21 protein-coding genes are annotated in these 25,245 nt (G+C 67.2%); 10 read left to right on the forward strand and 11 right to left on the reverse strand.

What is annotated here, in order from left to right; translation table 11 throughout:
- Positions 1–5: 5 nt before the first annotated feature.
- The 3 genes from GQE99_RS16605 to pcaD all read right to left on the reverse strand — a co-directional run bounded on the left by GQE99_RS16605 (position 6) and on the right by pcaD (position 2,684).
- Complete coding sequence (locus GQE99_RS16605) at positions 6–1,097, reverse strand: Zn-dependent alcohol dehydrogenase (protein WP_161352749.1); 1,092 nt, start codon at positions 1,095–1,097, stop codon at positions 6–8.
- A gap of 79 nt (positions 1,098–1,176) precedes the next feature.
- The gene (locus GQE99_RS16610; RefSeq protein ID WP_161352750.1) at positions 1,177–1,890 is read right to left on the reverse strand and encodes an alpha/beta fold hydrolase; all 714 of its coding nucleotides are present in this window, start codon (positions 1,888–1,890) and stop codon (positions 1,177–1,179) included.
- The gene (gene pcaD / locus GQE99_RS16615; protein ID WP_161352751.1) at positions 1,890–2,684 is read right to left on the reverse strand and encodes a 3-oxoadipate enol-lactonase; all 795 of its coding nucleotides are present in this window, start codon (positions 2,682–2,684) and stop codon (positions 1,890–1,892) included. The genes GQE99_RS16610 and pcaD overlap by 1 nt, the downstream gene beginning before the upstream one ends.
- A 114-nt stretch (positions 2,685–2,798) precedes the next feature.
- Between pcaD and GQE99_RS16620 the strand changes: the two genes are divergently transcribed.
- Complete coding sequence (locus tag GQE99_RS16620) at positions 2,799–3,242, forward strand: low molecular weight protein-tyrosine-phosphatase (protein WP_161352752.1); 444 nt, start codon at positions 2,799–2,801, stop codon at positions 3,240–3,242.
- Positions 3,243–3,252: 10 nt separating this feature from the next.
- Here the strand turns inward: GQE99_RS16620 and GQE99_RS16625 are convergent, their stop codons facing one another.
- Together GQE99_RS16625 and GQE99_RS16630 are read right to left on the reverse strand one after the other, a co-directional pair.
- Complete coding sequence (locus GQE99_RS16625; protein WP_161352753.1) at positions 3,253–3,555, reverse strand: hypothetical protein; 303 nt, start codon at positions 3,553–3,555, stop codon at positions 3,253–3,255.
- 82 nt (positions 3,556–3,637) lie between these two features.
- Positions 3,638–4,585, reverse strand: coding sequence for a 1-phosphofructokinase family hexose kinase (locus GQE99_RS16630; protein ID WP_161352754.1), 948 nt, complete (start codon positions 4,583–4,585; stop codon positions 3,638–3,640).
- Between the two features lie 119 nt (positions 4,586–4,704).
- Between GQE99_RS16630 and GQE99_RS16635 the strand changes: the two genes are divergently transcribed.
- The gene (locus tag GQE99_RS16635) at positions 4,705–5,910 is read left to right on the forward strand and encodes a glycerophosphodiester phosphodiesterase family protein (protein ID WP_161352755.1); all 1,206 of its coding nucleotides are present in this window, start codon (positions 4,705–4,707) and stop codon (positions 5,908–5,910) included.
- 60 nt (positions 5,911–5,970) lie between these two features.
- Here the strand turns inward: GQE99_RS16635 and GQE99_RS16640 are convergent, their stop codons facing one another.
- A complete protein-coding gene (locus GQE99_RS16640) occupies positions 5,971–6,198 on the reverse strand; it encodes a DUF2061 domain-containing protein (protein WP_161352756.1) in 228 nt (75 codons plus the stop codon).
- Between the two features lie 109 nt (positions 6,199–6,307).
- Here GQE99_RS16640 and GQE99_RS16645 point away from each other — a divergent pair, with 109 nt between their 5' ends.
- On the forward strand, positions 6,308–7,165 hold the full coding sequence (locus GQE99_RS16645) for a helix-turn-helix domain-containing protein (protein ID WP_328794166.1): 858 nt from the start codon (positions 6,308–6,310) through the stop codon (positions 7,163–7,165).
- Between the two features lie 184 nt (positions 7,166–7,349).
- On the opposite strand, the gene GQE99_RS21320 is transcribed toward GQE99_RS16645, so the two are convergent.
- Positions 7,350–8,114, reverse strand: coding sequence for a hypothetical protein (locus GQE99_RS21320; protein ID WP_202530868.1), 765 nt, complete (start codon positions 8,112–8,114; stop codon positions 7,350–7,352).
- A gap of 163 nt (positions 8,115–8,277) precedes the next feature.
- Here GQE99_RS21320 and lepA point away from each other — a divergent pair, with 163 nt between their 5' ends.
- Together lepA and GQE99_RS16655 are read left to right on the forward strand one after the other, a co-directional pair.
- Positions 8,278–10,077, forward strand: coding sequence for a translation elongation factor 4 (gene lepA, locus GQE99_RS16650; protein ID WP_161352757.1), 1,800 nt, complete (start codon positions 8,278–8,280; stop codon positions 10,075–10,077).
- A 271-nt stretch (positions 10,078–10,348) separates the two neighbouring features.
- A complete protein-coding gene (locus GQE99_RS16655) occupies positions 10,349–10,738 on the forward strand; it encodes a hypothetical protein (RefSeq protein WP_161352758.1) in 390 nt (129 codons plus the stop codon).
- A gap of 45 nt (positions 10,739–10,783) precedes the next feature.
- Here the strand turns inward: GQE99_RS16655 and GQE99_RS16660 are convergent, their stop codons facing one another.
- Positions 10,784–11,383, reverse strand: coding sequence for an REP-associated tyrosine transposase (locus GQE99_RS16660; RefSeq protein ID WP_161352759.1), 600 nt, complete (start codon positions 11,381–11,383; stop codon positions 10,784–10,786).
- Between the two features lie 41 nt (positions 11,384–11,424).
- The gene (locus GQE99_RS16665) at positions 11,425–11,787 is read right to left on the reverse strand and encodes a type II toxin-antitoxin system Phd/YefM family antitoxin (RefSeq protein ID WP_161352760.1); all 363 of its coding nucleotides are present in this window, start codon (positions 11,785–11,787) and stop codon (positions 11,425–11,427) included.
- A gap of 157 nt (positions 11,788–11,944) precedes the next feature.
- Here GQE99_RS16665 and GQE99_RS16670 point away from each other — a divergent pair, with 157 nt between their 5' ends.
- Entirely contained in the window at positions 11,945–12,154 is a 210-nt protein-coding gene (locus GQE99_RS16670; protein WP_161352761.1) for a dodecin, read from the forward strand.
- A gap of 154 nt (positions 12,155–12,308) precedes the next feature.
- Positions 12,309–13,547, forward strand: a complete 1,239-nt coding sequence (locus GQE99_RS16675; protein WP_161352762.1) for a lytic murein transglycosylase — start codon at positions 12,309–12,311, stop codon at positions 13,545–13,547.
- Positions 13,548–13,554: 7 nt separating this feature from the next.
- On the opposite strand, the gene GQE99_RS16680 is transcribed toward GQE99_RS16675, so the two are convergent.
- Positions 13,555–17,628, reverse strand: coding sequence for a tandem-95 repeat protein (locus GQE99_RS16680; RefSeq protein WP_161352763.1), 4,074 nt, complete (start codon positions 17,626–17,628; stop codon positions 13,555–13,557).
- Positions 17,629–17,818: 190 nt separating this feature from the next.
- Between GQE99_RS16680 and GQE99_RS16685 the strand changes: the two genes are divergently transcribed.
- Complete coding sequence (locus GQE99_RS16685) at positions 17,819–20,050, forward strand: CHASE2 domain-containing protein (protein ID WP_161352764.1); 2,232 nt, start codon at positions 17,819–17,821, stop codon at positions 20,048–20,050.
- A 56-nt stretch (positions 20,051–20,106) separates the two neighbouring features.
- On the opposite strand, the gene katG is transcribed toward GQE99_RS16685, so the two are convergent.
- Complete coding sequence (gene katG / locus GQE99_RS16690) at positions 20,107–22,296, reverse strand: catalase/peroxidase HPI (RefSeq protein WP_161352765.1); 2,190 nt, start codon at positions 22,294–22,296, stop codon at positions 20,107–20,109.
- Between the two features lie 143 nt (positions 22,297–22,439).
- Here katG and GQE99_RS16695 point away from each other — a divergent pair, with 143 nt between their 5' ends.
- Together GQE99_RS16695 and GQE99_RS16700 are read left to right on the forward strand one after the other, a co-directional pair.
- Positions 22,440–23,348, forward strand: a complete 909-nt coding sequence (locus GQE99_RS16695; protein ID WP_161352766.1) for a LysR substrate-binding domain-containing protein — start codon at positions 22,440–22,442, stop codon at positions 23,346–23,348.
- A gap of 593 nt (positions 23,349–23,941) precedes the next feature.
- Entirely contained in the window at positions 23,942–25,096 is a 1,155-nt protein-coding gene (locus GQE99_RS16700) for a polysaccharide biosynthesis/export family protein (RefSeq protein ID WP_161352767.1), read from the forward strand.
- Positions 25,097–25,245: the final 149 nt, after the last annotated feature.

The raw sequence follows: 25,245 nt of genomic DNA on the forward strand, positions 1-25,245 counted from the left end.
TTTCTCTACTTCAGCACGATCACGTTGCGCTTGGCGGTGCCCGACCGGGTGCTCTCGATCGCCTCGTTGATCTGGTCCAGCCGGAACCGGCCCGAGACCAGCTCGTCCAGCTTCAGCCGCCCCTGTTCGTAGAGGTCGACCAGCCACGGGATGTCGCGCCGGATCACCGTGTCGCCCATCATCGTGCCCTGGATGCCCTGGCTCGCGTTGCCCATCGCCAGCGGCGAATAGGTCGCCTTCTCGGTGTAATGCGGCAGGCCCACCATGATCACCTCGCCCCCGGGGGCAAGGTAGCGCGGCGCCACGTCATAAACGGGGGCGACACCCACGGTGACGAAGACCGCGTCCGCGCCGCGCCCGCCGGTCAGTTTCTTGACCTCGTTCCAGGGCTTGGCTTCGGACCCAAGCACGCCGTGCGTCGCGCCGAACTCGCGCGCCATGTCGAGCTTTTCCTCGGTCATGTCGACCGCGATGATCCGCGCGGCCCCCGCGATGCGCGCGCCCTGGATCGCGTTCAGCCCGACGCCGCCCGCGCCGATCACCACCACGTTCTGTCCCGGGCGCACCTGCGCCACGTTCACCACGGCGCCCAGGCCGGTGATGACACCACAGGCCAGAAGGGCTGCGCTGTCCATCGGCACGCTGTCGGGGACCTTGGCGGCCTGGCTCGCCAGCACGACGACCTTCTCGGCGAAGGCCCCAGTCTCCAGCCCCTGGTAGATCGGCGTGCCGTCGGCAGTCGCAAGCGGCCCCTCGGTGAGCGAGTCGTAGGGCGTTTCACAGGTCACCGGCCGCGCGGTCTGGCATGACGGGCAGTGCCCGCAGGCGCGGATCAGCGTCACCACCACCCGGTCGCCGGCCGCAAGCCCCTTCACCCCGGGGCCGACCTTGGTCACGACGCCGGATGCCTCGTGGCCGTAGACCGCCGGAAGCGGGCCGCCGAAGCCGCCCTCGGCGAAGGAAATGTCGGACTGGCAGATCGCCACCGCGTGGACCTCGACCTCGATCTCGTCGGCCTGGGGCGGGCGGATCGTGATCTCTTCGATGACAAGCGGTTCGCCATGCGCGTGGCAGACGGCGGCCTTGATGGTGTCCATGTGGTTCTCCCGCACAGTGAAACGGTGTTTCGCAATTACGTTTTGCGCCGCACCGCCCGACAAAGCAAGCCCAAAGGCGTCAGATCTCTGCCGCGATCCCGTCGAGCAGCCGGGCGAGGGCCTCGGGCGCCGAGAAGAAGGGCGAATGGCCGGTGGCCAGCTCGCGCGTCTCGTCCGGGGCGAAGCCCTCGGCCATCTGGCGCTGGTGCGACAGGGGGATGGCGCGGTCCTCGGTGCAGAAGATGTAGCGGCGCGGCACGCCGTCGGCGCGCCCGGTCAACGTCGCCGGCGTGGCCTGCGGCTTGATCGGCTGCCAGCCGATATGGGCTATCGCGTAGTCGTAGGTGTCGTCCGGGCACTCGGTGTAGAGTGCGCGGCTCAGCCATTCGGGCTTGAAGCGGAAGCTCTTGCGGTCCTCGGCCATCTCGAAGGCGCCCTTCATCGGTTGCTCCGGCGCCTCGGCCAGCATGTCCATCAGGCTCTTGCCCGGCTGCGGCACGTAGGCGGTGAGAAACACCAGCCCCGCGACGTTCGACGGATCGCGCTCGGCGGCCTGCGTGATCGCGAAACCGCCCGCCGAATGGCCGACGAGGATCGTGGGGCCATCGAGCGCCTCCAGCACCGCGTCGGCGTAACCGTCCAGTGTCACCTCCGCGATCGGGGTGGGATCGTCGCCGTGCGAAGGCAGGTCGATCGCCCGCGCCTCGTGTCCCAGCGCCTCGAGCGCGGGGATCGTGTCGCGCCAGCACCAGGCGCCATGGTTCGATCCGTGGATCAACAGGAAACGGGCCATCACAGGTGTCCTATCTCGTGAAGGAAAGTCGTCAGAACGCGGGTGTATTCGTCGGGGTTGTCGACGCAGGGCAGGTGCCCGGACCCCCGCACCAGGTGAAAGCGCGACCCGGCCACCAGTTCGGTCGTCTCGCGCACCATGTCGGGCGGCGTGGAGCCATCCTCGGACCCGGCGATCCCCAACGTGGGCAGCTTCAGCGCGGCGGTGGATTCGTAGAGGTCCGTCTCGCCGATGGCGGCGGCGCAGCCGGCGTAACCGTCGACCGGCTGGCGCGTCATCATGTTGCGGAACGCCTCGACCACCAACGGCTCGCTTTCGCGGAACCGGCGGCCGAACCAGCGCTCCATCGTGCCGTCCGCCAGGGGTTCGATCCCGTCCCGGCGCACGGTGGCCACGCGCTCGTCCCACATTTCCGTGGTGCCGATCTTGGCGGCGGTGTTGGACATCACCAGCGCGCGCACCCGGTCCAGCCGTTCGGCGGCCAGCCCCTGGGCGATCATGCCGCCGATGGACAGGCCGACGACCACCACGTCGCGCGCCTCCAGGTGATCGAGAAGCCGCCCCGCGTCCTGCACGAGGTCGCCCATGAAATACGCGCCCCCCGGCGCGGTGGTCAGCCCGTGGCCGCGCTTGTCGTAGCGGATCAGGCGCAGGTGCGCGGGCAGCCGCGCGACCACCCGGTCCCACAGCCGGAAATCCGTGCCCAGCGAATTGATGAAAAGCACCGTGGGGCCCGTGGCGGGGCCGCGCACCTCGAAATGGGTGCGGATGTCGGCAAGTGACGCGATCTGCATGAACTCCTCCTCGCGGCGGACCTTGCCGGGGTCGGGCCGGAAAGGGAAGGGGGCCGCTGCGGCACGCGGGACAAACGCTGTTGCCCTCGGCCGCCGCCGCGCTAGGGTCGCGTCATGACCAAACGCGTGCTTTTCGTCTGCCTCGGCAACATCTGCCGTTCCCCCACCGCCGAAGCGGTGACCCGTGTCCTGGCCGAAGGGACGGACGTCGCCTTCGACAGCGCCGGAACCTCGGACTGGCACGTCGGGGAGCCACCCTACGGCGCGATGCAGGCCGCCGCGCGCCCGCACGGCTACGACATGTCCGGCCTGCGTGCGCGCCAGTTCACGCGCGGGGATTTCGCGGACTTCGACCTGATCGTCGCGATGGACCCGGCCAACCTCTCCGAGATCGAGGCGTTGCGCCCGGCGGGCGACGACACGCCGGTCGTGCTTTTTACCGATTACGCGCCCGAAACCGGGGCCGACCATGTGCCGGACCCGTATTACACCCGCGATTTCGATCAGACGATCGAGCTGGTCGAAGCCTGCGCGCGCGGGCTCCTGTCCCGGCTCTAGGCCCCCGGCCTCAGTTGCACAGCTGCGCGGCCTTGTCGCCGTAGCTCGTCCATTTCTCCCAGAACTCGGAATCCGAGCGGTTCTTGCTCATCCGCGTCTCCTGGCTCTTGTGCGGGTCGCTGAAGAACGCCGCACCCTTGCGCTGTTCGTGCGGCGCCAGAAGCTCGTCCGCGACCGCCTGGATGCAGTTGCACAGAAGCGCCGTGGCGCCCGAACGCTCGGAGGACATGCAGGCGCGCTCGATGATCCCGGCCGCCGAAGCGGGGCTGGCGATGAGCGCGGCGAGGGTGGCTGCGAGGAGGGTGGATTTCATGGGTCGATCCCTGGAGGCCGAAACACGTGGTCTTCAGCCCCGATGAATAGCACGTTTCGTACATTCTGTGAATTGGGATCCGTCACAGTGTCGTCAGCGTCGCGCTCTCCGCCAGCGCGTCCACGTCGGCGCGCGAACACAGCGCCGTCGCCTCGCTCATCACGGCGGCCGACGCCGCCGCGCAACCGCGCACCAACGCCTCCGGCATCGTGGCCCCCCGGAGCAGCGCAAGGCTGAAAGCCCCGACGAAACTGTCGCCCGCCCCGACCTTGGAGCGCACCGGCACGTCCTCGGTGCGCGCATGCCAGCGTCCCTCGCGCGTGGCCAGCACCGAGCCTTCGGGACCCAGCGCGAGCACCACCACGTCCGCGATCCCGTCCTCGACCAGCGACTGGGCGAACTGGGCCACCTCCCGCCGGCTCGTGATCCGCCGCCCGGCCAGCTCGGCGGTCTCCGCCCCGTCGAGCCGCAGCACGTGGTGGCGCGCGGCCCCGGCGACGAGGAGCGAGCGCAGCGGCGGCCCCGACGTGTCGAGGATCAGCCGCGCCCCGGCCGCGTCGATCCGGGCGGCGAGGTCCGTGGGAAAACTGTTGCGCACCCCCGGCGGCTGGCTGCCCGAGAGCACCACGTAGCCCCCCGGCGTGCTGGCCGCGACCACCGCCTCGATCGCCGCATCCGCCAGCGCATCGGTCCAGGCGGGCCCCGGCATCACGAAGCGGTACTGCTCCTGCGCCTTCGTGTCCGTCACGGCGAGCGACTGGCGCGTCTCCCCCGGCACGTCGAAGATCACCGGGTCCAGCGGCTCCTCGGCCATCAGGTCCGCGTAGTGGCGCCCGATATGGCCCGCGAGCGCCACGAAGGCGCTCGCCCGCCCGCCCAGCTCCCCGATGGTGCGCGCCACGTTGACGCCGCCGCCGCCGGTGTCGAGCGCGGGTGGCGCGCAGCGCAGCTTGTCCTCCGGGCGGACCGCGTCGACCGAGGTCGAGATGTCCAGCGCCGGGTTGAGGGTGACGGTGAGAATGCCGGTCATGACTCGACGCTATCCCCGTGCCCGCGACCTGTCACGAAGGTTTCGCAGAACCGTCATCCGCCGGTTTCACGGCTGACCATTCTGTCACCACCGGATACGTCAACAAGGAGATCTCCGACATGACCCGCACATTCACGCTCGCGCTCGCCGGCACCATCCTCGCCGGTGCCGCCACCGCAGCCCCCGTCGAACTGGGCCCGCGCCCCTTCTACCTCATCGACCGCATGGAAGAGGGCGCGCTCAAGGACAAGCTCATGGCCTGCCAGGACATGGAGATGACCGCGCAGAAATTCTCCATCGGCCACCGCGGCGCGCCGCTCATGTTCCCCGAGCACACCGTGGAATCGAACCGTGCCGCCGCGCGGATGGGCGCGGGCATCCTCGAATGCGACGTGACCTTCACGGCGGACAAGGAACTGGTCTGCCGCCACGCGCAGAACGACCTGCACACCACGACGAACATCCTCGCCACCGACCTGGCCGAGAACTGCACCACGCCGTTCACGGGCGCGAACGGCGACACCCCCGCCGCCGCCGAATGCCGCACCTCGGACATCACGCTGGCCGAGTTCCGCACGCTGACCGGCAAGATGGATGCGGCGAATGCGATGGGCGAGACGGTCGAAGCCTACATGGACGGCACCGCCGGCTGGCGCACCGACCTCTACTCGGCCATGGGCGGCACGCTCATGACCCACGCCGAGTCGATCGCACTCTTCGACGAACTGGGCGCCGACTTCACCCCCGAGCTGAAATCGCCGTCGGTCGAGATGCCCTTCGACGGGTTCACGCAGGCCGACTACGCCCAGAAGATGATCAACGAATACAAGGACGCCGGCATCGCGCCGAACCGCGTCTGGCCGCAGTCCTTCAATCTCGAGGACGTGCTCTACTGGATCGAGAACGAGCCGGAATTCGGGAAACAGGCCGTCTACCTCGTCGAATGGTTCAACGGCTTCGACGAGCAGAACGCCGAGACGTGGAACGAGGATTTCGCGGCGCTGGTGGATCAGGGCGTCAACTACCTCGCCCCGTCGATCAACATGCTGGTCACCGTGAAGGATGGCCAGATCGCCGCGTCGGACTACGCGATGGCCGCGAAAGAGGCCGGTCTGAACCTCATCACGTGGACGCTGGAACGCTCGGGTCCGCTCAACACCGGTGGCGGCTGGTACTACCAGTCGGTGGCCGAGGCCGTGGATAACGACGCGGACTATTTCACCGTGCTCGACGTGCTGGCGCAGGACGTGGGCGTCGAAGGCGTGTTCTCGGACTGGCCGGCGACCGTGACCTACTATGCCAACTGCATGGCGCAGGGCATGTGAACCCGGCGCGTCCGGGTGACCGTGGAGGCGGGCGTCGGGCCCGCCTCCTTTCGTTTCGTCTCAGGTCGCGTCGCTCTCGGCGCGCACGGCGTTGTAGCCCCAGCGGATACGGGCCCAGATCTTTTCGTGAAAAGTATAGGTGACAAGTCCGAGCCCCGCCGAGGACACCGCCAGCGCGCCACCGGCGGTGACCGATCCGGTCGCCACGTAGCCAAGCGCAGTGGTGACAAAAAGCCCCATGACCTGCCAGCTGATCGCCTTGGCGAGGGTGCGTTTCGTCGTGTCCATCGGTGCCTCCTTTTTTATCGTTGATATCCGGGGGTTTACCGTCTGGACGCGCTGACGGGAATTCTGTTATTCGTAAACGGAAAGCGGCAATTGATGAGAAAAGTGAACAGTGCTGGAAAATATCGACAAACGGGATCGGGCCGCGCTGTTCCGTGAGCGGCTCGCGGGCGCGATGGCCCTGAAGGGGGCGAGCCAGTCGGGTCTGGCCCGCGCCACCGGGGTCAACCGCTCCACCATTTCCCAGATCTTCGACGAGAACGCGGCGCGGCTGCCCGGTTCCCAGCTCACCGCCGATTGCGCCGCGGTGCTGGGCGTGTCCACGGACTACCTGCTCGGGCTGACCGACCGGCCCGAACGACCCGGCGACGCCATCGAGGCGGCCGTCCAGATGACCGAGGCCGACCGCACCTCGGCCGACGAGCAGCTTCTCGACTGGTTCCGGGAGGCATCAGGCTACAAGGTGCGCCACGTCCCCGCCACGCTGCCCGACATGCTCAAGACCGAGGCGATGATGCGCTGGGAATACGCGAGCTTCCTGTCCAAGACGACCGACCAGGCGATCTCGGCCATGCGCGAACGGCTCGACGTGCTGCGCACCCGGTCCTCGGACCACGAGATCGCCATCTCGGTGCAGGAGCTCGACTCGCTCGCGACCGGCGAGGGGTATTACCGCGGCCTGACCAAGGCGGTGCGCCGCGAACAGCTGTCCCATTTCATGGCCCTGCACGATGAATTCTACCCCAGCCTGCGCGTCTTCCTCTACGACAGCCGCCGGGTATTCTCGGCCCCGATCACGATCTACGGGCCGCTCGTCGGGGTGATCTACGTGGGCCGGCTCTACCTCGCGTTCCGCGAAAGCTCGCGCCTGCGCTCGCTGATCGAACATTTCGACTGGCTCGTGCGCGAGGCCGAGGTGGATGCCCGCGATTTCGGGTCCCACCTGGCGCGGCTCATGGACCGGATCTAGCGCGACCGGGGAAAGAACCCGACCGCCCGTCGCGGGAGCAATGGACAGGCGGCCGGTCCTGCGTCGGGGCAGCGGCATAGGGTTGTGGTGCCGCCGCACCGGCAGGGATCGCGCACCCTTCGGGGGGCGTCGCATTGGAAACCGGGCGGCCCCCACTGACCAAAGGCCGCCCGGCGTACCGGGCTCAACCGTGACCTGACAGCACGGCGATCCGGATCGCTTCGGCCGCTTCGGCAAGCGCGATCGAGTCGGCTTCGCTGAGCGGCATTTCGAAGATCACCGATACGGCATAGACCGTCTCAGCGGTGATCGGGAGGTTCTTGTCCGACGCCACGCCCAGCGTGACCGCCATGAGCGTGAACGGGTCGTTGGTGATCCCGTAGTCCGACAGGTCGATCGACCCGTCGAGCGCGTCGCGGAAGATCGCGAGGTTCTGGAGCGGCGAGTCGATGATCGTGATCTCGTCCCAGTTCAGCGACAGCTCCGCGATCATCTCGTCGAGGCTCAGGTTGTAGAAGTCCGCCATCGAGTCGATGACCAGGAGCGCCTCGGCATAGGCGCGGTCGATGACCGCGTCGGGCGAACGCGCGACGCTGAGCCGGCCCAGCTCGACCTCCGGGATGCCCTCCGAGGCCCAGGGCGGCATGCCGCCGCTCTCGCGGTCCGGGGGTGAACCCGCCTGCGGGCCCTTGCTGTCGGAATCGGCGCCCGGCCCGGCCTGGCCGGTGCCCTGGCCGCCCTGGTTGCTCTGCCCGGACTGGGCGCCCTGGCTGCCCTGGCCCTGTCCGCCGGACGTGTCGCCCTGCGGTCCCTGGGCGTTGTCGGCCGCCCAGGCGGCGCTGCCGAACCCGGGCAGGGGCGCCACGCTCGCCAGGGTGCCGGCGCCAAGGCCGATCGCCAGCGCCGTGACCGGCACCACGATTCCATGAACCATCTTTTTCGCGGGCATGCGTCATCTCTCCTTCGTCTGCCTGCGAACCGGGGTAGCCGCCCGGGCACACCCGTCGCATTGTCGGGCGTCAACGGTCCCCGCGCCCTCCTGTCGCACCTGCGGGCGCGAACCCGTCTTTGCCCACTTCCACGCCCCCCGGAAGGGTGGTATCTGCACGCGCATGACCGACCTTGCTCACATCCGCAATTTCTCGATCGTCGCGCATATCGACCACGGGAAATCCACGCTCGCCGACCGCCTGATCCAGGCCACGAACACCGTGCCGGACCGCGACATGAAAGAGCAGCTGCTCGACGCCATGGACATCGAGCGCGAGCGGGGCATCACCATCAAGGCCAACACCGTGCGCATCGAGTACGACGCGCTGGACGGCGAGCATTACGTGCTCAACCTGATCGACACCCCCGGCCACGTCGACTTCGCCTACGAGGTCAGCCGCTCCATGCGCGCGGTCGAGGGCTCGCTCCTCGTGGTGGACTCCACGCAAGGGGTGGAGGCGCAGACGCTCGCCAACGTCTACCAGGCGATCGACGCGGACCACGAGATCGTGCCGGTCTTCAACAAGATCGACCTGCCCGCCTCCGACATCTCCCGCGTGGCCGAGCAGGTCGAGGACGTGATCGGCATCGACGCCTCCGGCGCCATCGCGGTGTCGGCCAAGACCGGCGTGGGCATCCGCGAGGTGCTCGAGGCGATCATCCACCGCCTGCCGCCGCCCGAGGGCGACGCCGACGCGCCGCTCAAGGCGATGCTGGTCGACAGCTGGTACGACGCCTACCTGGGCGTCGTCGTGCTGGTGCGCGTCATGGACGGGCGCATGAAGAAGAACGACCGCATCACCTTCATGCAGAACGGCACGGTCCACCAGATCGACCGCATCGGCGTCTTCCGCCCCAAGATGCAGGACGTCAAGGAACTGGGCCCGGGTGAGATCGGCTTCATCACCGCCTCGATCAAGCAGGTGCGCGACACCAAGGTCGGCGACACGATCACGCATGAGAAGAAGGGCTGCGACAAGCCGCTCCCCGGCTTCAACCCGTCCATCCCCGTGGTCTTCTGCGGCCTCTTCCCGGTCGATTCGGCGGAGTTCGAGGACCTGCGCGGCGCGATCGAGAAGCTCGCGCTGAACGACGCCTCCTTCTCCTACGAGATGGAGACATCGGCGGCGCTGGGCTTCGGCTTCCGCTGCGGCTTCCTGGGGCTTCTGCACCTGGAGGTCATCCGCGACCGGCTGGAGCGCGAATACGATATCGAGCTCATCACCACCGCCCCCAGCGTGGTCTACCACGTCTACATGAAGGACGGGACGATGCACGAGCTGCACAACCCCGCCGACATGCCCGACATGACCCATGTCGACCACGTGGAGGAGCCGCGCATCAAGGCGACCATCATGGTGCCCGATGAATTCCTGGGCGACGTGCTCAAGCTCTGCCAGGACCGCCGGGGCATCCAGCTCGACCTGACCTACGCGGGCAGCCGCGCGATGGTGGTCTACGACCTGCCGCTGAACGAGGTGGTGTTCGACTTCTACGACCGGCTGAAATCGGTCACGAAGGGCTACGCGAGCTTCGATTACTCGATCGAGGGCTACCGGGCGGACAACCTGGTGAAGATGCAGATCCTCGTGAACGACGAACCCGTCGACGCGCTCTCGATGATGGTCCACCGCGACCGGGCCGAGATGCGGGGGCGGGCGATGTGCGAGAAGCTCAAGGACCTCATCCCCCGCCACATGTTCAAGATCCCGATCCAGGCCGCCATCGGCGGCAAGGTCATCGCGCGCGAAACGCTGTCCGCGCTGCGCAAGGACGTGACGGCCAAATGCTACGGCGGCGACGCCACCCGGAAGAAGAAGCTTCTGGAGAAGCAGAAGGCCGGCAAGAAGAAGATGCGCCAGTTCGGGAAGGTGGAAATCCCGCAGGAGGCGTTCATCTCGGCGCTGAAGATGGACTCGTAACCGCCCCGGGCACCCGTCACCGCACCCGTAGGCCGGGGTTCCACCCCGGCACATGGCGGCGGTTGGTTTGACGGGAAATATGGGTGTGCATGCTTCCCGCAGCAACCCGAACGCTATACGTTGCACGGCAAATGGGATCTCGTTCGCTGAAAGTCCGTCACGTGCTAGTTTTCGCAGCGGTGCTCTATTTTGTGTGTTGATAATCTCTTTCTTGCGCTGGACTATGGCCTCAGTTTCGAAGAAGAATAACTGAGCAAAAGAGGAGTAAGTTTTGAAGAAATTTGTGACTTTAGTTTTGTGCCTTGCTTTATCTGCCTGTGCCGCAGGAGAGACGCGTCCCGTCAATGCGAAGGCCGTCAATGCGTCATCCAAGCCGGCCGAAATCGCAATAAGAGAACATTCTACGCTTTTCGACCCCAACTCTGCACAGTTTCGCAAACAAAAGGTCTATGTGACTTCGGAAGGTGACCGCGTATATTGTGGTGAACTGAACTCCAAGAATCGAATGGGCGGATATGTTGGGTTTACGCCGTATTATGTTAGATTGAATGCGCGTGGGCAGCTTATCTCTACGGAGTATGCAAATACCATTAATATTGGGTATTCGGCTGCATCGGCTTGCAAAGAGGCTGCTGAAGGCCAACTCAACGTAAACATATAAAAAAGGGCGGGGTGAAACCCCGCCCTACGTCACCCCGCCACACCATCACGACGTCAAATCCACCCCCGGCACGAACCGCGCGTCGCGATGCACGGAGGAATACGGCCAATCCTCGGGCCGGTCGACGAACCCGTGCTTCACCGGGTTCATCCAGCAATACCGAAGATGCGCCGCGAAATCGGCCTCGTCCCGGATGTGGTGCTCCCAGAACCGCCGCTGCCAGACCGCCTGTTCCCGCTTCGCCACCCGTAGGCCGGGCTTCAGCCCGGCATATCGCCCGGAGTGCACAACGGGATACTCGGTCGGGATCGGGGTGGCCGGTTTTGGCGGTTCTGCCGGGCTGAAGCCCGGCCTACGGGGCGTGGATACGGCCTCCTCCCGCAAACTCCGCGTGAACCGCGCCTTGATCGCACCCCACCGCGTCGAATAATCCGCGTCCCCCTCGGGCATGACCCAGATGCAATGCATGTGGTCGGGCAGGACGACCCAGGCCTCGACCCCGAACCACCGCTCCGCCCGCGTCCGCGCGACGGCGGCGCGCAGCCGGTCGATCTCTTCCACCAGAAGCCGCCCGCCGCGTGTGGCGAGGGTGACGGTGAAGAACACGCGGGCGCCGGGGCGGCGGGGGCGCAGGTAGGTGGACATGCGCCGAGGCTGGGCGCGCAAGGTTAAGCGCGGGTTAATCGTCACCGCCCCAGCCACCGCCGCCACCCCGGCTTCGCCGTGGACACCGAGAGCGGCTCGGCCGGCGGCAGCAGGTGGGCGTATTCCGGCTTCTTCTGCCAGTTCAGCCCCAGCCGCTTGTCGGTCTTCGGATCGACCGGCCCCCAGACCCAGTCCTCGTCCCAGGTCCAGAACAGCTCGAACAGGTCGTGGGCGACGAGGGCGGCGACGGGTTTGCGGTGCCGGCGGATGATCACCTTGCGCCCGTTCACCTCGACCTCGCGGATGAGCTGGGTCAGCTCCGGGCGCACCCGGGTGAGCGGGATGAACAGCCGCTCCCGGATCGGGTAGGGGCTCTCGGCGTTGCGGTCGTAGAACAGGGCCATGCGGGGTCTCCTTTCGGGGCGCGGAAAGTTTAAACTGGCCCCTCCGGACGGGGTCGAAAGTTTGAACTGCCCCCCGAAAACACCCCGGAAAGTTTAAGCTTTCGCCGCCCGGGCGCGCGCCGTGCTACACTGGCCGGGCAACCAAAGGAGGTTTCCCATGTCCCATGTCTACCCCGTGACCGAGGTCTACGGCTCGTCCCCCGACAGCATCGACGACGCCATCCGCCAGGCGGTGAAGGCCGCCTCGAGCTCGGTCCGGCACATCGAGTGGTTCGAGGTGTCCGAGATCCGTGGCCATGTCGAGAACGGCGAGGTGGCGCATTTCCAGGTGGGCGTGAAGCTGGGTTTCCGGCTCGACGAAGGCTAGGGAAACGACCGGCGAAGTCCTGCCGATTTGCAGGTGATAACTCAATGATCACAAGGGGTTGTGCGTTCGCTGCGGCCCCTTGGAACGCGGGCCCTTTGGCCCTAGGATCATCGGCCACCGGGCGCCTCCCGCGCCCGGCTGAAGGATTGGCCCCATGACCCTGCTTCGCCTGTTTCTCGTCCTCGCGACCCTCCTGGCCGGCCCCGCCACGGCCCAGGACCGCGCCGCCGTCGAGCGGCAGTTCCAGGCGTGGCTCGAGGACACCCTGTGGCCGCGCGCCCAGGCCGAAGGCATCTCCCGCCCCACTTTCAACACCGCCTTCGACAACGTCACCCTGAACTGGGATCTCCCCAACCTCGTCCCCCCCGGCGCCGATCCGCATCCGGATGAGCCGTCCCGCCAGGCGGAATTCGGCAATCCTTCCAACTACTTCCGGGCTCCCGCCGTCGACGGCGCGACCGAGGTGGGCCGGGTGATGGCGCGCCGTCATGCCGAGACGCTCGCGCGGGTCGAGGCCGAAACCGGCGTGCCCGGACGCATCCTCCTGGCCATCTGGGGCCGCGAAAGCGGCTTCGGCCGCGTCCCGATCCGCCACGACGCCTTCGAAGTGCTGGGCACCAAGGCCTTCATGAGCACCCGCGCCCCTTATTTCACGGGCGAATTGATCGCCGCGCTGAAGATCGCGGAGGCCGGGGACATCGCCCCGGACGAAATGAAGAGCAGCTGGGCCGGCGCGCTCGGCCAGCCGCAATTCATGCCCACCAACGTCCTCGCCCACGCCAAGGACGGCGACGGCGACGGCCGCGCGGACATCTGGAATTCCGAGGCCGACACCCTCGCCTCCATCGGCGCCTACCTGGCCCACCACGGCTGGGTCACCGGCCGCGACTGGGGGTTCGAGGTGCGCGTGCCGGACAACGTGAGCTGCACGTTGGAAGGCCCCGACCAGGCCCGCCCCATCTCGGAATGGGTGGACATGGGCGTGACCCGCGTCTCGGGCCGCCCGTTCCCTGACCACGAGCTCGAAGGCGACGGCATGCTGGTCATGCCCGTCGGCCGCCACGGCCCCGCCTTCATCGCGACGCCGAATTTCTACGTTCTGAAGGACTACAACACGAGCGACCTCTACGCGCTCTTCGTGGGCCATATCGGCGACCGGATCGCCTATGGCATGGGTGATTTCCATGCGGGCTGGGACGAGATCGACGGGCTCTACCGCTCCGACATCGCCGCGATCCAGGAGGCGCTGGTGGCGCGCGGACACGACGTTGGCGGGGTCGACGGGCTGCCTGGGTTCAAGACCCGGCGCGCCATCGGGCGCTGGCAGGAGGAGGCGGGCCGCACGGCGACCTGTTTTCCCGAGACGGGCATGCAAGAGGCGCTGGGCGGCTGATCCGGGTCTACGCGATCGCCGGCTGCACCGTGACCTCGTCGTCGATCCCGAGCGTCGCCAGCACGGTCCCGCCGTCCACGTATTGATAGATGTCGAGCGTGTTGCCGTTGCCGTCCGCGACGCCCGCCTGGTCGAGAACCCAGTCGCCGCTCGCCCCGGCCTCCAGCGTCACGCTGTCCCCGGCCTCGCCCAGGATCGTGGCGCTTTCGGCCAGCGCCGCGTCGAGCAGGGTTTCGAGGTCCGTATCGGCCGTGGTCGAGAGCGCGATCACGTCGTCATGGGAAATCGACAGCGCGTCGGCCTCTCCGTTCGACAGGTCTACCGCCTCGATGTCGGAGCCCGCCAGGGTGGCGATCAGGTCCCCGTCGGCGTGGATGCCCGTCGCGAACGCGAGCAGGTCGCGTCCCGCGCCGCCGTCGTAGCTGTCGGCTCCGAGGTCCTCGATCAGCGTGTCGTCGCCGTCGCCGGCATGGATGAAATCGTCTCCCGCACCTCCCGAGAGGACATCGTCGCCCCCGAAGCCCAGAATCACGTCGTTCCCGTCACCGCCCGAGATATCGTCCGCCAGGTCGCTGCCCAACAGAAGGTCGGACTTCGCCGTTCCGGCCACGTCCTGCGCGGCGGCATTCTTCGAGATCAGTTCGACCGAGTTGATCGTCACCTGGTCGTCGGTCGTGTCGGTGTCCCCGTCGAGGTCGAAGGTCGCCGTGGCATTGAACAGGTTGTCCTCGCCCAACAGGTCGCCGATCCCGTCGATGTCGGCGAGGGCCAGGTCGTAGTTCAGGCCGTCTGAGACGAGCGCCGGGCTGTCTTCGTCGGCGATGACTTGGGGACCGGTACCGTCAGCGTCCAGCTTCAATGCAAAATCGACCAACTTTGCCGCCAAGAGTCCTGAGGAGTTGAAGGCAGCGTAAAGAGAGTCCGTGTTATCTACTTCAATCGATGAACCATCGCTGTCCAGGTCTTCCAGGCGGTCCAAGTCAGATTGAGATACGTTATCGCCAATCCAGAACGTTTCGATTTCGAGGTTCGGGGTGGCCGCTTCAAGGGCATCGCGCGATGAAGACCAGTTGTCGCTGGGCGCACCATCCGTAATGAAATACAATAGGTTGGTGGTGTCGGGATCACTGGGGTTAAAGAAATCATTAGCGCGGTCGATCGGTGGCCCCCAAGATGTCCCGCCGCCGTTGTAGGTTAGGGCGTCGATAAAGGGCAGCACGACGGTTTCAGCGTTTGCGAGTGTAAAGTCGGCTGAATTTGGCTGCGTGTGGCTGTCACCTTCAGTATCAATTATTTCGTCGTTACTATACCGTTCGATACCGCTGTCGTAATGCAGAATCTGGATATTGACGACGGTATCGGAGCCTTCGAACGCCTTAGCCAAATCCTGAATGGTGGCATAGACGGCGGCCTTCATTGTTTCGAAATTGGTACTCCCAATCGATCCGGACCCGTCTAGCGCGAATGAGATGTTAATCACGTCGCTTTGCACGTCGTTGACACCGATAGCGACATTGCCGGCCGGGTTGCCGCCCTCGGCTTCCTCGGAAACCTTCAGCGTCACCGTCTCGCTGTCGTCGGTCTGCTGGTCGACTTCCACGGAAATCGTCGCCGTGTCCGTGGCGGTCCCGTCGCTCACCACCACCTCGAAACTGTCCAGACCGAAGAAGCCCGCATCGGCCTCGTAGGTGTAACTGCCGTCTCCGTGCACCGTGACGGTGCCATGGGCCGGGCCGGTGCCCATCGAGAAGGTGAGGTCGTCGCCCTCGACATCGCTCGCCGTCGCCGTGCCCGCGAACACCTCGCCGGCATCCACCTCGATGGTCGCGTCGTCGGCGACCGGGGCGTCGTTCACCGCCGCGACGGAGACATCGACACTCCCCGTATCCGTCGCGCCCGCGCCGTCGGTCACGGTGTAGGTGAAGCTGTCGGAGCCGAAGAAGTTCGCATCGGGCGTGTAGCGCAGTTCGCCGTTCGGGCCGATCTCGACCGTGCCGTGGGCGCCGTCGGTGACCGAAAGGATGGAGACGTCGTCCCCGTCCACGTCGGTCGCGTCGAAGGCCGGGGTCACGGTGAGGACGTTGTCCTCGTCGCCCGCCACGGTCTCGTCCGTCGCCTCCGGGGCGTCGTTGACCGGCGCGACGGTGACGGTGATCGTGCCGCTGTCCGAGGCGCCGTTGCCGTCCGTGACCGTGTAGGTGAAGCTGTCCGTCCCATTGAAATCGTCCGTCGGCGTGTAGGTGAACGTGCCGTCGCCATCATGCGTCACCACGCCGTGGCTGCCGTTCGAGACGGAGGCCACGGTGACCGTGTCGCCGTCGACATCGAGCGCCGCGAAGTCGGGCGTGATCTCGACCGCCGTGTCCTCGTCGGTTTCCGCGGTCTCGTCCACGGCGACCGGCGGGTCGTTCACGGAGGTGACGGTGACGGTGAGGTCGGCGGTATCGCTGTTCCCGTTGCCGTCTGTGACGGTGTAGCTGATCACCTGCGTGCCGGTGTAGTCGGCGGGCGGGGTGCCGGAGACGGTGCCGTCCTGGGCGATGGTGACGAAGCCGTCGGTGACGGGGGCTGCGAGGGTGAGGGTGTCGCCGGTGTCGGCGTCGCTGTCGTTGTCGAGGACGTTGAAGCTGAGGGCGCCCGAGTCCTCGGCGACGGTGATCTCGTCGTCGGTTGCGACCGGGGCGTCCTGCACGGAGGTGACGGTCAGGGTCACGCTGGCGGTGTCGGTGCCGCCGTTTCCGTCTGAGATCGTGTAGGTGAAGCCGTCGGTGCCGCTGAAATCGGCGTCGGGGGTGTAGGTGTAGGCGCCGCTCGCATTGTCGAGGTCGAGCGTGCCGTTCTGGGGCAGCGAGTTGACGATGACGGAAACGGGGTGCGCGTCGGCGTCGCTGTCGTTGGCCAGCACGTTGCCGGTGATCGTGCCGTCCTCCGGCCCGGTCGCTTCGTCGTCGCCCGCCTCGGGCAGGGTGTTGAGAGGTGCGCCGGTGGTGCCGCCGCCCGATCCCCCGGTTCCGCCGCCCGACCCGTCGCCGGAGGGGGGCGTGCCGTCGTCCGGGTCGCTGTCGTTGCCCTGGGTTCCGGTCTCCGTGTCGACACCGTCCGGTTCGCTGCCGCCCGAGCTGGAACTCAGTTCGACGAAGGTGCCCCCGGCTTCCACGCGTTCGAAGGCGAGCGCGTAGGCGCGGGCGGCGTCGAGGAGGAGCGCCTGGTCGTCGGCGAGGTCGTCTGCGGTGCGCACCACTTCGCGGGTTTCGCCCTCGACGGGCGAGACGATCCACTTGGTGTCGGTGCTGTCGATGGTGGCGATGAGGTTGCCGGACAGGTCGCGCAGCTCGATCATGCCGGTGCCGCCGTCCGGATCGGTGTTGAGCGATACCTCGACGGTCGAGACGCCGTCCAGCGTCGTGATCTCCACCAGCACGGTGGTGCCGCGGATGCCCATCGTGGCGGTGGGCGTGTTCACGTCCATGCCGCCGGTCTTGGCCACTTCGCCGGCGATGAAGACGAAGCCGCCTTCGACGAGCGAGAAGGCCCCGCCGTTGCCCTCCGAGGCGTCGGGGTCATAGACGAGGTCGTCGATTACCATCCGTGAATTGGCCGCGAGCGTGAAGATCGTGCCGTCGGCGAAGGTGACGGACATCTTGCCGCCCCCGTCGGTGATCAGCACGTCGTTTTCGTAGATCTTCGCCCCGATATCGAGCTGGACGCGGGTGCCGTCGACGCGTTCCGCGAAGGCGACGCCTTGCAGCGTTTCGACCTGGCCGATTGGGTCGGCGCCGTCCGGGCCGCCGGCCTGCGCGTATTGTCCCGGGGCGATGGGACCGGCGAGGCGGGCGGCGAGGTCGCCGCGCAGCACCGCGCCGTTGTCGGCTATAAGATCGGGGGGTGCATCCGCGCGGAAGTAGTCCACCAGTCGCAGGTCCGGCTGGCCGGTCGTTTCGATCACCAGGTCGTGGCCTTCGCGCTGGTATTCGGCGGCGAAAATCGCGCGGTCGGGAATGTCGATCGGCGCGTCCGACGCGACATGCAACACGTCCTCCGGCGCGCCCGCGGCGCCGGCGTGGAATTCAAAATCACGCATAAAATGCCCGTCCCGAAAGGATGGTTTGTTCAAAACACCCCGAATCCATACCCGATTCGCGCAAAAATTGCATCTTCGTTGGGGTTTTTCGGCCCGGTGCCACGCCACCCGGGCCCGGGTTTCACCGGATTGACCATTGACCGGGGGGCAGCCCGCCCGTTTGCTGGGGCAGGGACCTGGCAGGGGACAGATGGCGGATCGGCTGATCGGACGGATGGCAAAGGGGGCGGCGCGGCGCGTCGGGTCGAGCCGCGTGCTGGGCCTTGCGCTGCTTGTCGCGTTGCTCGCATTGCGTGTGGCCGATCCCGGTCCCGTGGCCGCCCTGCGCTCGGCCGCGTTCGATTTGTACCAGCAGATCCAGCCGCGCAGTTATGCCCGGCAGCCGGTCGCCATCGTCGACCTGGACGACGCGAGCATCGAGGAGCTGGGCCAGTGGCCCTGGCCGCGCGACCGGATGGCCGAGCTCGTCACCAAGATCACCGCGGACGGAGCGGCGGCGATCGCCTTCGACGTGATCTTCTCCGAGCCCGACCGCCTTTCCCCGGCCCGTGTCGCCGAGCGTGATGGCATCCCGGTGGACCTGCGCGATGCGCTCAAGGACCTGCCGGACAACGACGCGCTGTTCGCGCGCGCCATCTCGCGGTCGCGGGTGGTGACGGGGCAGACCAGCGTGCGGCTCGCGGGGGACCGGGGCGTGTCCTCGGACGTGCGCGAGGTGCCGCATGCCTTTCTCGGCGAAGATCCGACGCCGTTCTTGCAGAAATACCCGCGCCTGCTTCAGAACCTCCCCGTGATCGAGGATGCCGCGATGGGGCATGGCGTGTTCTCGACCCGGCCGGACCCCGACGGCATCTACCGGCGCGCGCCGCTCGTCCTCATGGTCGAGGACCGGGTGCGGCTGGGGCTCGCCCCCGAATTGCTGCGCGTGGCGACGGGGGGCGATGCCTTCGCCGTGCGCACGAACGCCGCCGGGATCGAGGGCGTGGTGGTGGCGCGGCAGCTGGTGCCGACCGCCGGGGACGGGACGGTCTGGCCCTATCTCACCCCGTCGCGGGCCGACCGCTATGTCTCGGCCGCCGATATCCTGACCGGGCGCATGCCTGAGGGGCGGCTGCGCGGCCATCTCGTGCTGGTGGGCACCTCCGCCATCGGGCTCGAGGATTTCCGGCCCACGCCGCTGGGCGTCTCGATGGCCGGGGTCGAGATCCACGCGCAGATTCTCGAGAACATCCTCGCGGGCAGTCTCCTGGAGCGTCCCAATACCGCCATCGCGGTCGAATTGGTGATCACCGCGCTTCTCGGGCTGATCATCATCATCCTGGTGCCCGCTTTCCGGGCGACCTTCGTCATGATCCTCGCCGTCGTGGTTATGGCGGGTTACGCGGGCGGGTCGTGGTATGCTTTCGCGGCGCAGCGCACGCTGCTCGACCCGACCTTCCCGATCCTGGCCGCCGTGCTGACGCTGATGTTGATGGCGAGCCTCAACTACCTGCGCGAAGAACGGATGCGGCGCCAGATCCGGTCGGCCTTCGGGCAATACGTCTCGCCCGATCTCGTCGACCAGCTGTCCGACAACCCCGACGCGCTGACGCTGGGGGGCGAGCGGCGGGAGCTCACGCTGCTCTTCTCCGACGTGCGCGGCTTCACCACCATCGCCGAAAGCTACCGCGACGATCCCGAGGGGCTCACGCTCCTGATGAACCGGTTCCTCACGGCGCTGTCGAACGCGATCCTCGACGAGCGCGGGACGATCGACAAGTTCATGGGCGACGCAGTGATGGCGTTCTGGAATGCCCCGTTGGACACGCCCGACCATCCCGCCGCGGCCTGCCGGGCGGCGCTGGCGATGTACGATCGGGTCCGCGAGATCAACGACGAGCGCCGCGCAGAGGAGGGGGACGGCGTGCTCCTGATCGACGTGGGCATCGGCCTGTCCACGGGGGCCTGCACCGTGGGCAACATGGGGTCCGACACGCGCTTCGACTACACCGCGCTGGGCGACACGGTGAACCTTGCCTCCCGGCTCGAAGGGCTGTCGAAGAATTACGGGCTGGGCATCATCGCGGACGACAGCGTGCACACGCAGGTGGGCGGTGACTTCGCGATGATCGAGCTCGACCGCGTGCGGGTGAAGGGCAAGCTGCTGCCGGTCACGATCTACGCGCTCATGGGCGACCGCGCGATGTGCGACAGGCCCGCATGGGCGGCCCTGGCGGACGCCAATGCCGAGATGCGCGCGGCCTACGACGTCAAGGACTGGGAGGGGGGCGAGGCAGCGCTGGAGCGGCTGGAGCAGGCCGGCGATGAGCTGGGACAGGACATGTCGGGCTACGCGGCGCTCTACCGTGAACGGATCGCCGGCTTCCGTAACGCGCCGCCGCCCGAGGGCTGGGATGGCGTGTTCATCGCGGCGAGCAAGTAGCCAGGAAAAACGGCGGCCCCGGGGGGCCGCCGCATCGTTTCAGGTATCCGATCGGATCAGATGTCGAAGCGGTCGGCGTCCATCACCTTGACCCAGGCCTTGACGAAGTCGGCCGCGAACTTCTCTTTCGCGTCCGCCTGGCCATAGACCTCGGCCAGCGCGCGAAGCTGCGAGTTGGAACCGAACACCAGGTCCACGCGGGTGCCGGTCCATTTCACGGCGCCGGTCTTGCGGTCCTTGGCTTCGAAGGTCGTCTCGTCCGCGTCGGTGGCTTCCCACTTGTTCGACATATCGAGCAGGTTGACGAAGAAGTCGTTCGTCAGGGTGCCCGGCTTGTCGGTGAGCACGCCGTGCGGCGAGCCGCCGTGGTTGGCGCCCAGCACGCGCATCCCGCCCACGAGCGCGGTCATTTCCGGCGCGGTGAGGGTCAGAAGCTGCGCGCGGTCCACCATCATGGCTTCCGGCGTCGAGGCGTACTGCGCCTTCTGGTAGTTGCGGAACGCGTCGGCATAGGGCTCGAGCGGTTCGAAGTTGTCGACGTCGGTCTGCTCTTCGCTGGCATCCATCCGGCCCGGGGTGAAGGGCACGGAGATGTCGATGCCGGCATTCTTCGCGGCCTTCTCGATCCCGGCGCTGCCGCCGAGCACGATCAGGTCGGCGAGCGAGATCTTCTTGCCACCCGACGCGCTGTCGTTGAAGTCCTTCTGGATGCCTTCGTAGACCCCGAGCACCTTGGCCAGCGCTTCCGGTTCGTTGGCGTCCCAGTCCTTCTGCGGGGCCAGCCGGATGCGCGCGCCGTTGGCGCCGCCGCGCTTGTCCGACCCGCGGAAGGTCGAGGCCGAGGCCCAGGCGGTCTTCACGAGCTCGGAGACCGACAGGCCGGAGGCCAGGATCTTGTCCTTGAGCGCGTCGATGTCGGCGCTGTCCACGAGCGGGTGGTCGACGTCCGGGATCGGGTCCTGCCAGATGAGATCTTCTTCCGGCACCTCGGGCCCGATGTAGCGGGCTTTCGGCCCCATGTCGCGGTGGGTCAGCTTGAACCAGGCGCGCGCGAAGGCGTCGGCGAACTCGTCCGGGTTTTCATAGAACCGGCGCGAGATCTTCTCGTAGGCCGGGTCCATGCGCAGCGACAGGTCGGTGACAAGCATGGTGGGCTTGTGCTTCTTGTTCGGGTCGAAGGGGTCCGGGATGATCTCCGGCGCGTCCTTGGCCACGAACTGCTTGGCGCCCGCCGGGCTTTCGGTCAGCTCGTACTCGTAGCTGAACAGGTTCTCGAAGAAGTTGTTCGACCATTGCGTCGGCGACTTGGTCCAGGTCACTTCCGGCCCGCCGGTGATCGCGTCCGGGCCCACGCCCGAGCCGTGGCTCGAGGTCCAGCCGAAGCCCTGCTCGGCGAGGCCGGCGGCTTCCGGTTCCGGCCCGACCTGGGCCGCGTCACCCGCGCCGTGCGTCTTGCCGAAGGTGTGGCCGCCGGCGATCAGCGCGACGGTTTCCTCGTCGTTCATCGCCATGCGCGCGAAGGTTTCGCGGATGTCATGGGCGGCGGCGACCGGGTCCGGGTCGCCCTCGGGGCCTTCCGGGTTCACGTAGATCAGGCCCATGTGCGTCGCGGCCAGCGGATCGTCGAGTTCGCGTTCGCCGTGGAAGCGCTTGTCGGTGCCGAGCCATTCCTCTTCCTGGCCCCAGTTCACGTCCTCTTCCGGCTCCCACACGTCGGCGCGTCCGCCGGCGAAGCCGAAGGTCTTGAAGCCCATCGATTCCAGCGCGACGTTGCCGGCCAGCACCATGAGGTCGGCCCAGGAGATCTGGTTGCCGTACTTCTGCTTGATCGGCCACAGAAGGCGGCGGGCCTTGTCGAGGTTGGCGTTGTCCGGCCAGGAGTTGAGCGGCGCGAAGCGCTGTTGCCCGGTGCCCGCACCCCCGCGGCCGTCACCGATGCGGTAGGTGCCCGCGGCGTGCCAGGCCATCCGGATCATCAGGCCGCCGTAGTGACCGAAGTCGGCCGGCCACCAGTCCTGGCTGTCCGTCATCAACGCCTCGAGGTCCTTCTTCAGCGCGGTGTAGTCGAGCTTCTGGAATTCCTCGGCATAGTCGAAATCGTCGCCCATCGGGTTCGACAGCGACGAGTTCTGCGCGAGGATCTTCAGGTTGAGCTGGTTTGGCCACCAGCGACGGTTGTTCATGTCGCCCTGAATGGCGGTCGCGCCGCCCGTGAAGGGGCATTTGCCTGGAGTGTTGCCGTCCATTGGTTTTCTCTCCCTAGAAAAGCCGAAATCATTATCGTCTCAAAGGCCGGGCGGCCGCCCCGGTCCCCTGTCTGGAATCGTTCTAGCACAGAAGGCTCATTCCAATAAGTTGCGTTTTCTGATCGGGGCGATAATTTGGGGTTATGACAAACATCACCCTCAAACAACTCCGCTACTTCGACGCGCTCGCCCGTCACGGCCATTTCGGACGCGCCGCCGATGCCTGCGCAATTTCTCAGCCCGCGATCTCGATGCGGATCAAGGAGCTCGAGGAAGAGCTGGGCACGCCGTTGGTGGAGCGCGGGGCACGCCAGGTGCGGCTCACTGCTTTTGGCGAGGATTTCGTGACGAAGGCGCGCGAGATCCTGCGCGCGGTGGACGAGCTGGGCGATCTTGCCCGTGCGTCGCAGGGGCGGATCGCGGGCCGGCTCAGGATCGGGGTGATCCCCACCATCGCGCCCTACCTGCTGCCCCGGATCGTCGGGCGGCTGTCCGCGCTTCATGCCGGGCTCGACATCCACGTGCGGGAGTCGCTGACCTCGAAACTGCTGACCGAGCTGCACGACGGCAAGCTCGACACCGCCATCGTGGCGCTGCCGGTGTCGGAGCCGGCGTTGACCGAGGTGGCGCTCTTCGACGAATCCTTCGTTCTGGTGCGCCCGGGCGCGGACCGGGACAAGCCGGTGCCGGACCGCGACGGGCTGCGTGAGATGCGGTTGCTCCTGCTGGAAGAGGGGCATTGCTTCCGCGACCAGGCCTTGTCCTTCTGCAACATCCAGTCGGCCATGCCGCGCGAAACGTTGGACGGAAGTTCACTTTCCACGCTTGTGCAGATGGTCGGCTCCGGCATCGGCGTGACCCTGATCCCCGAAATGGCGGTGCCGGTGGAGACCCGGGCCACGGACGTGGACATCGCCCGTTTCGGCGCGCCGGAGCCCAAGCGCACGATCGGCATGATCTGGCGCAAGTCGTCGCCCCTTGCCCCGCAGCTGCGCGAGATCTCCGAGGTGGTGCGCGATGTGGCGCGGCTGGCGCGCACGGTCGCGGCCTGAGCCCAGCCGGACAGCCGGAAGGGCGGCTTCAGCGTGCCGTGGAAGCCGTACTTGCGCAGCGTGCGGGTGATCTCGTCCACCGGGCGCGGCAGACCCGGAACCCTCGGGTGAGGGCGCGAAATGCCGCTCAGCGGAGACCAGCCCAGCCCATCGGCCGTGAACCGGGCGAAAGGCCCGTCTTCGGGGGCGTAACTGGCGGCGTATCTGCGGAAATTCTTCATGATTCGTGCCCGGTTGGGCCGCACGGCGATCGCGCGACAAACCCATATGTGGTGACAGTGGCGCGCAGGACACGCAAAACATGGGGGTGATCCGGGGAAAACCGGCCGGGTCCGGCTTCTGGCGCATTGAAAAACCACGGCTTTTCCCGGCCTCGCGCGCTTCGGGCCGCAGAACCCGACCGCTTCGGGCTGCCGCGCGACGCCGGGCAGGCCAATTGCCAACTCCGGCTTTTCCTGCCACACAGTTTGCGTGGTGTCCGGGGGGATGGTCATGGGAAGATCGAGGCGCAGTCCTGAGCCGTGCCGATCACGCCGTGGCGCGCCGGGCCAAGCACGCGAATCGAGAGAGTCCAACATCAAACGGATCGCCGCATGACCCTGGCCCGCCTTCTGCCGCTCGTCCTGACAGTTCTGCTTGGCGCCTGCACCATTCTGCCCAGCAAGGGGCCGACTGCCGCCGCGTTCAATTCACCGGAAAACCAGGCCGCCAGCGAGACCTCGGAAGGGTTCGTCGTCGTCGATCTGACGCCGCCGGTGGTCGAGCGGCTCAACGGACGGGGGCATCCCAGCTTCGGCGGGCTCTTCGGCGCCTATCGCGGTGTCGGGCAATACCGGATCGGCGTCGGCGACGCGGTCGGCGTCACGGTGTGGGAGGCGAACGGCGGTGGGCTGTTCGCCGGCGCCGGGGCGACCGCGACCGGGTCGCGGTCGGTCAACATCCCGCCGCAGGTCGTGGACCGCGACGGGGCGATCACCATTCCCTATGCCGGGCGCGTGACCGTGGCCGGTCTCGCGCTTGCCGAGGCCGAGGCGCGCATCGTCTCGGCCCTCCAGGGCAAGGCGATCGAGCCGCAGGCGGTGGTTTCGGTGGACCGCAACGTGTCGAACACCGTCACCGTGACCGGCGACGTGGTGAACGGACGGCGCATTCCGCTTACCCAGGCCGGGGACCGCATCCTCGACGTGATCGCGGCGGCCGGCGGCGCGCGCAGCCCGACGGACGAAACCTGGGTGACGCTCACGCGCGGGGGCCGGACGCTCACTGTCGCGATGGGCACGCTGATCTCGACGCCCAAGGAAAACATCTTCGCCCGTCCCGGCGACACGATCACCGTGGTGCGCGAGGTGCAGGAATTCACCGCGCTGGGCGCGACCGGGCGCAACGCCATCGTGGACTTCTCGACCGAGGGCATCACCCTGGAGAAGGCCGTCGCCAAGGCCGGGGGCCTGATCGACGAGCTGTCGGACCCGGGCGGCGTGTTCCTCCTGCGCCGCGAGCCGGCGGAGCTGGTGCGCGCGTTCAAGCCGGAGGCCGAGCTGCCGGCCCGGCAGGGCGAGGTGAACGTGGTCTACCGCGCCGACCTGCGCGACCCCAACACGCTGTTCCTGGCCAAGCGCTTCAACGTGGAGCACGACGACATCCTCTATGTCTCCGGCGCCCCGTCGACCGAGCTGCGCAAGTTCCTGGTCCTCGTCGGGCTGGCCGCGGAAAGCGTCAATTACGGCTCGCTGATCGCCAGCCGCTGATCCCCACACATCCTGCCGGAATTGCACGAAATCTGTGCAATTCCGGTGAATTTCCGTGCAGGTCGCGGGAGTCCGGCGCGTCAGGCGCTCCTGCGGATGCTGCGGGGCAGCATGGCCTTGAAGCAGGGCCGGGGCGTCCTAACGTCATG

This window comes from Maritimibacter harenae, from assembly GCF_009882975.1.
In the GTDB taxonomy this organism is placed as follows: Bacteria; Pseudomonadota; Alphaproteobacteria; order Rhodobacterales; family Rhodobacteraceae; genus Maritimibacter; species Maritimibacter harenae.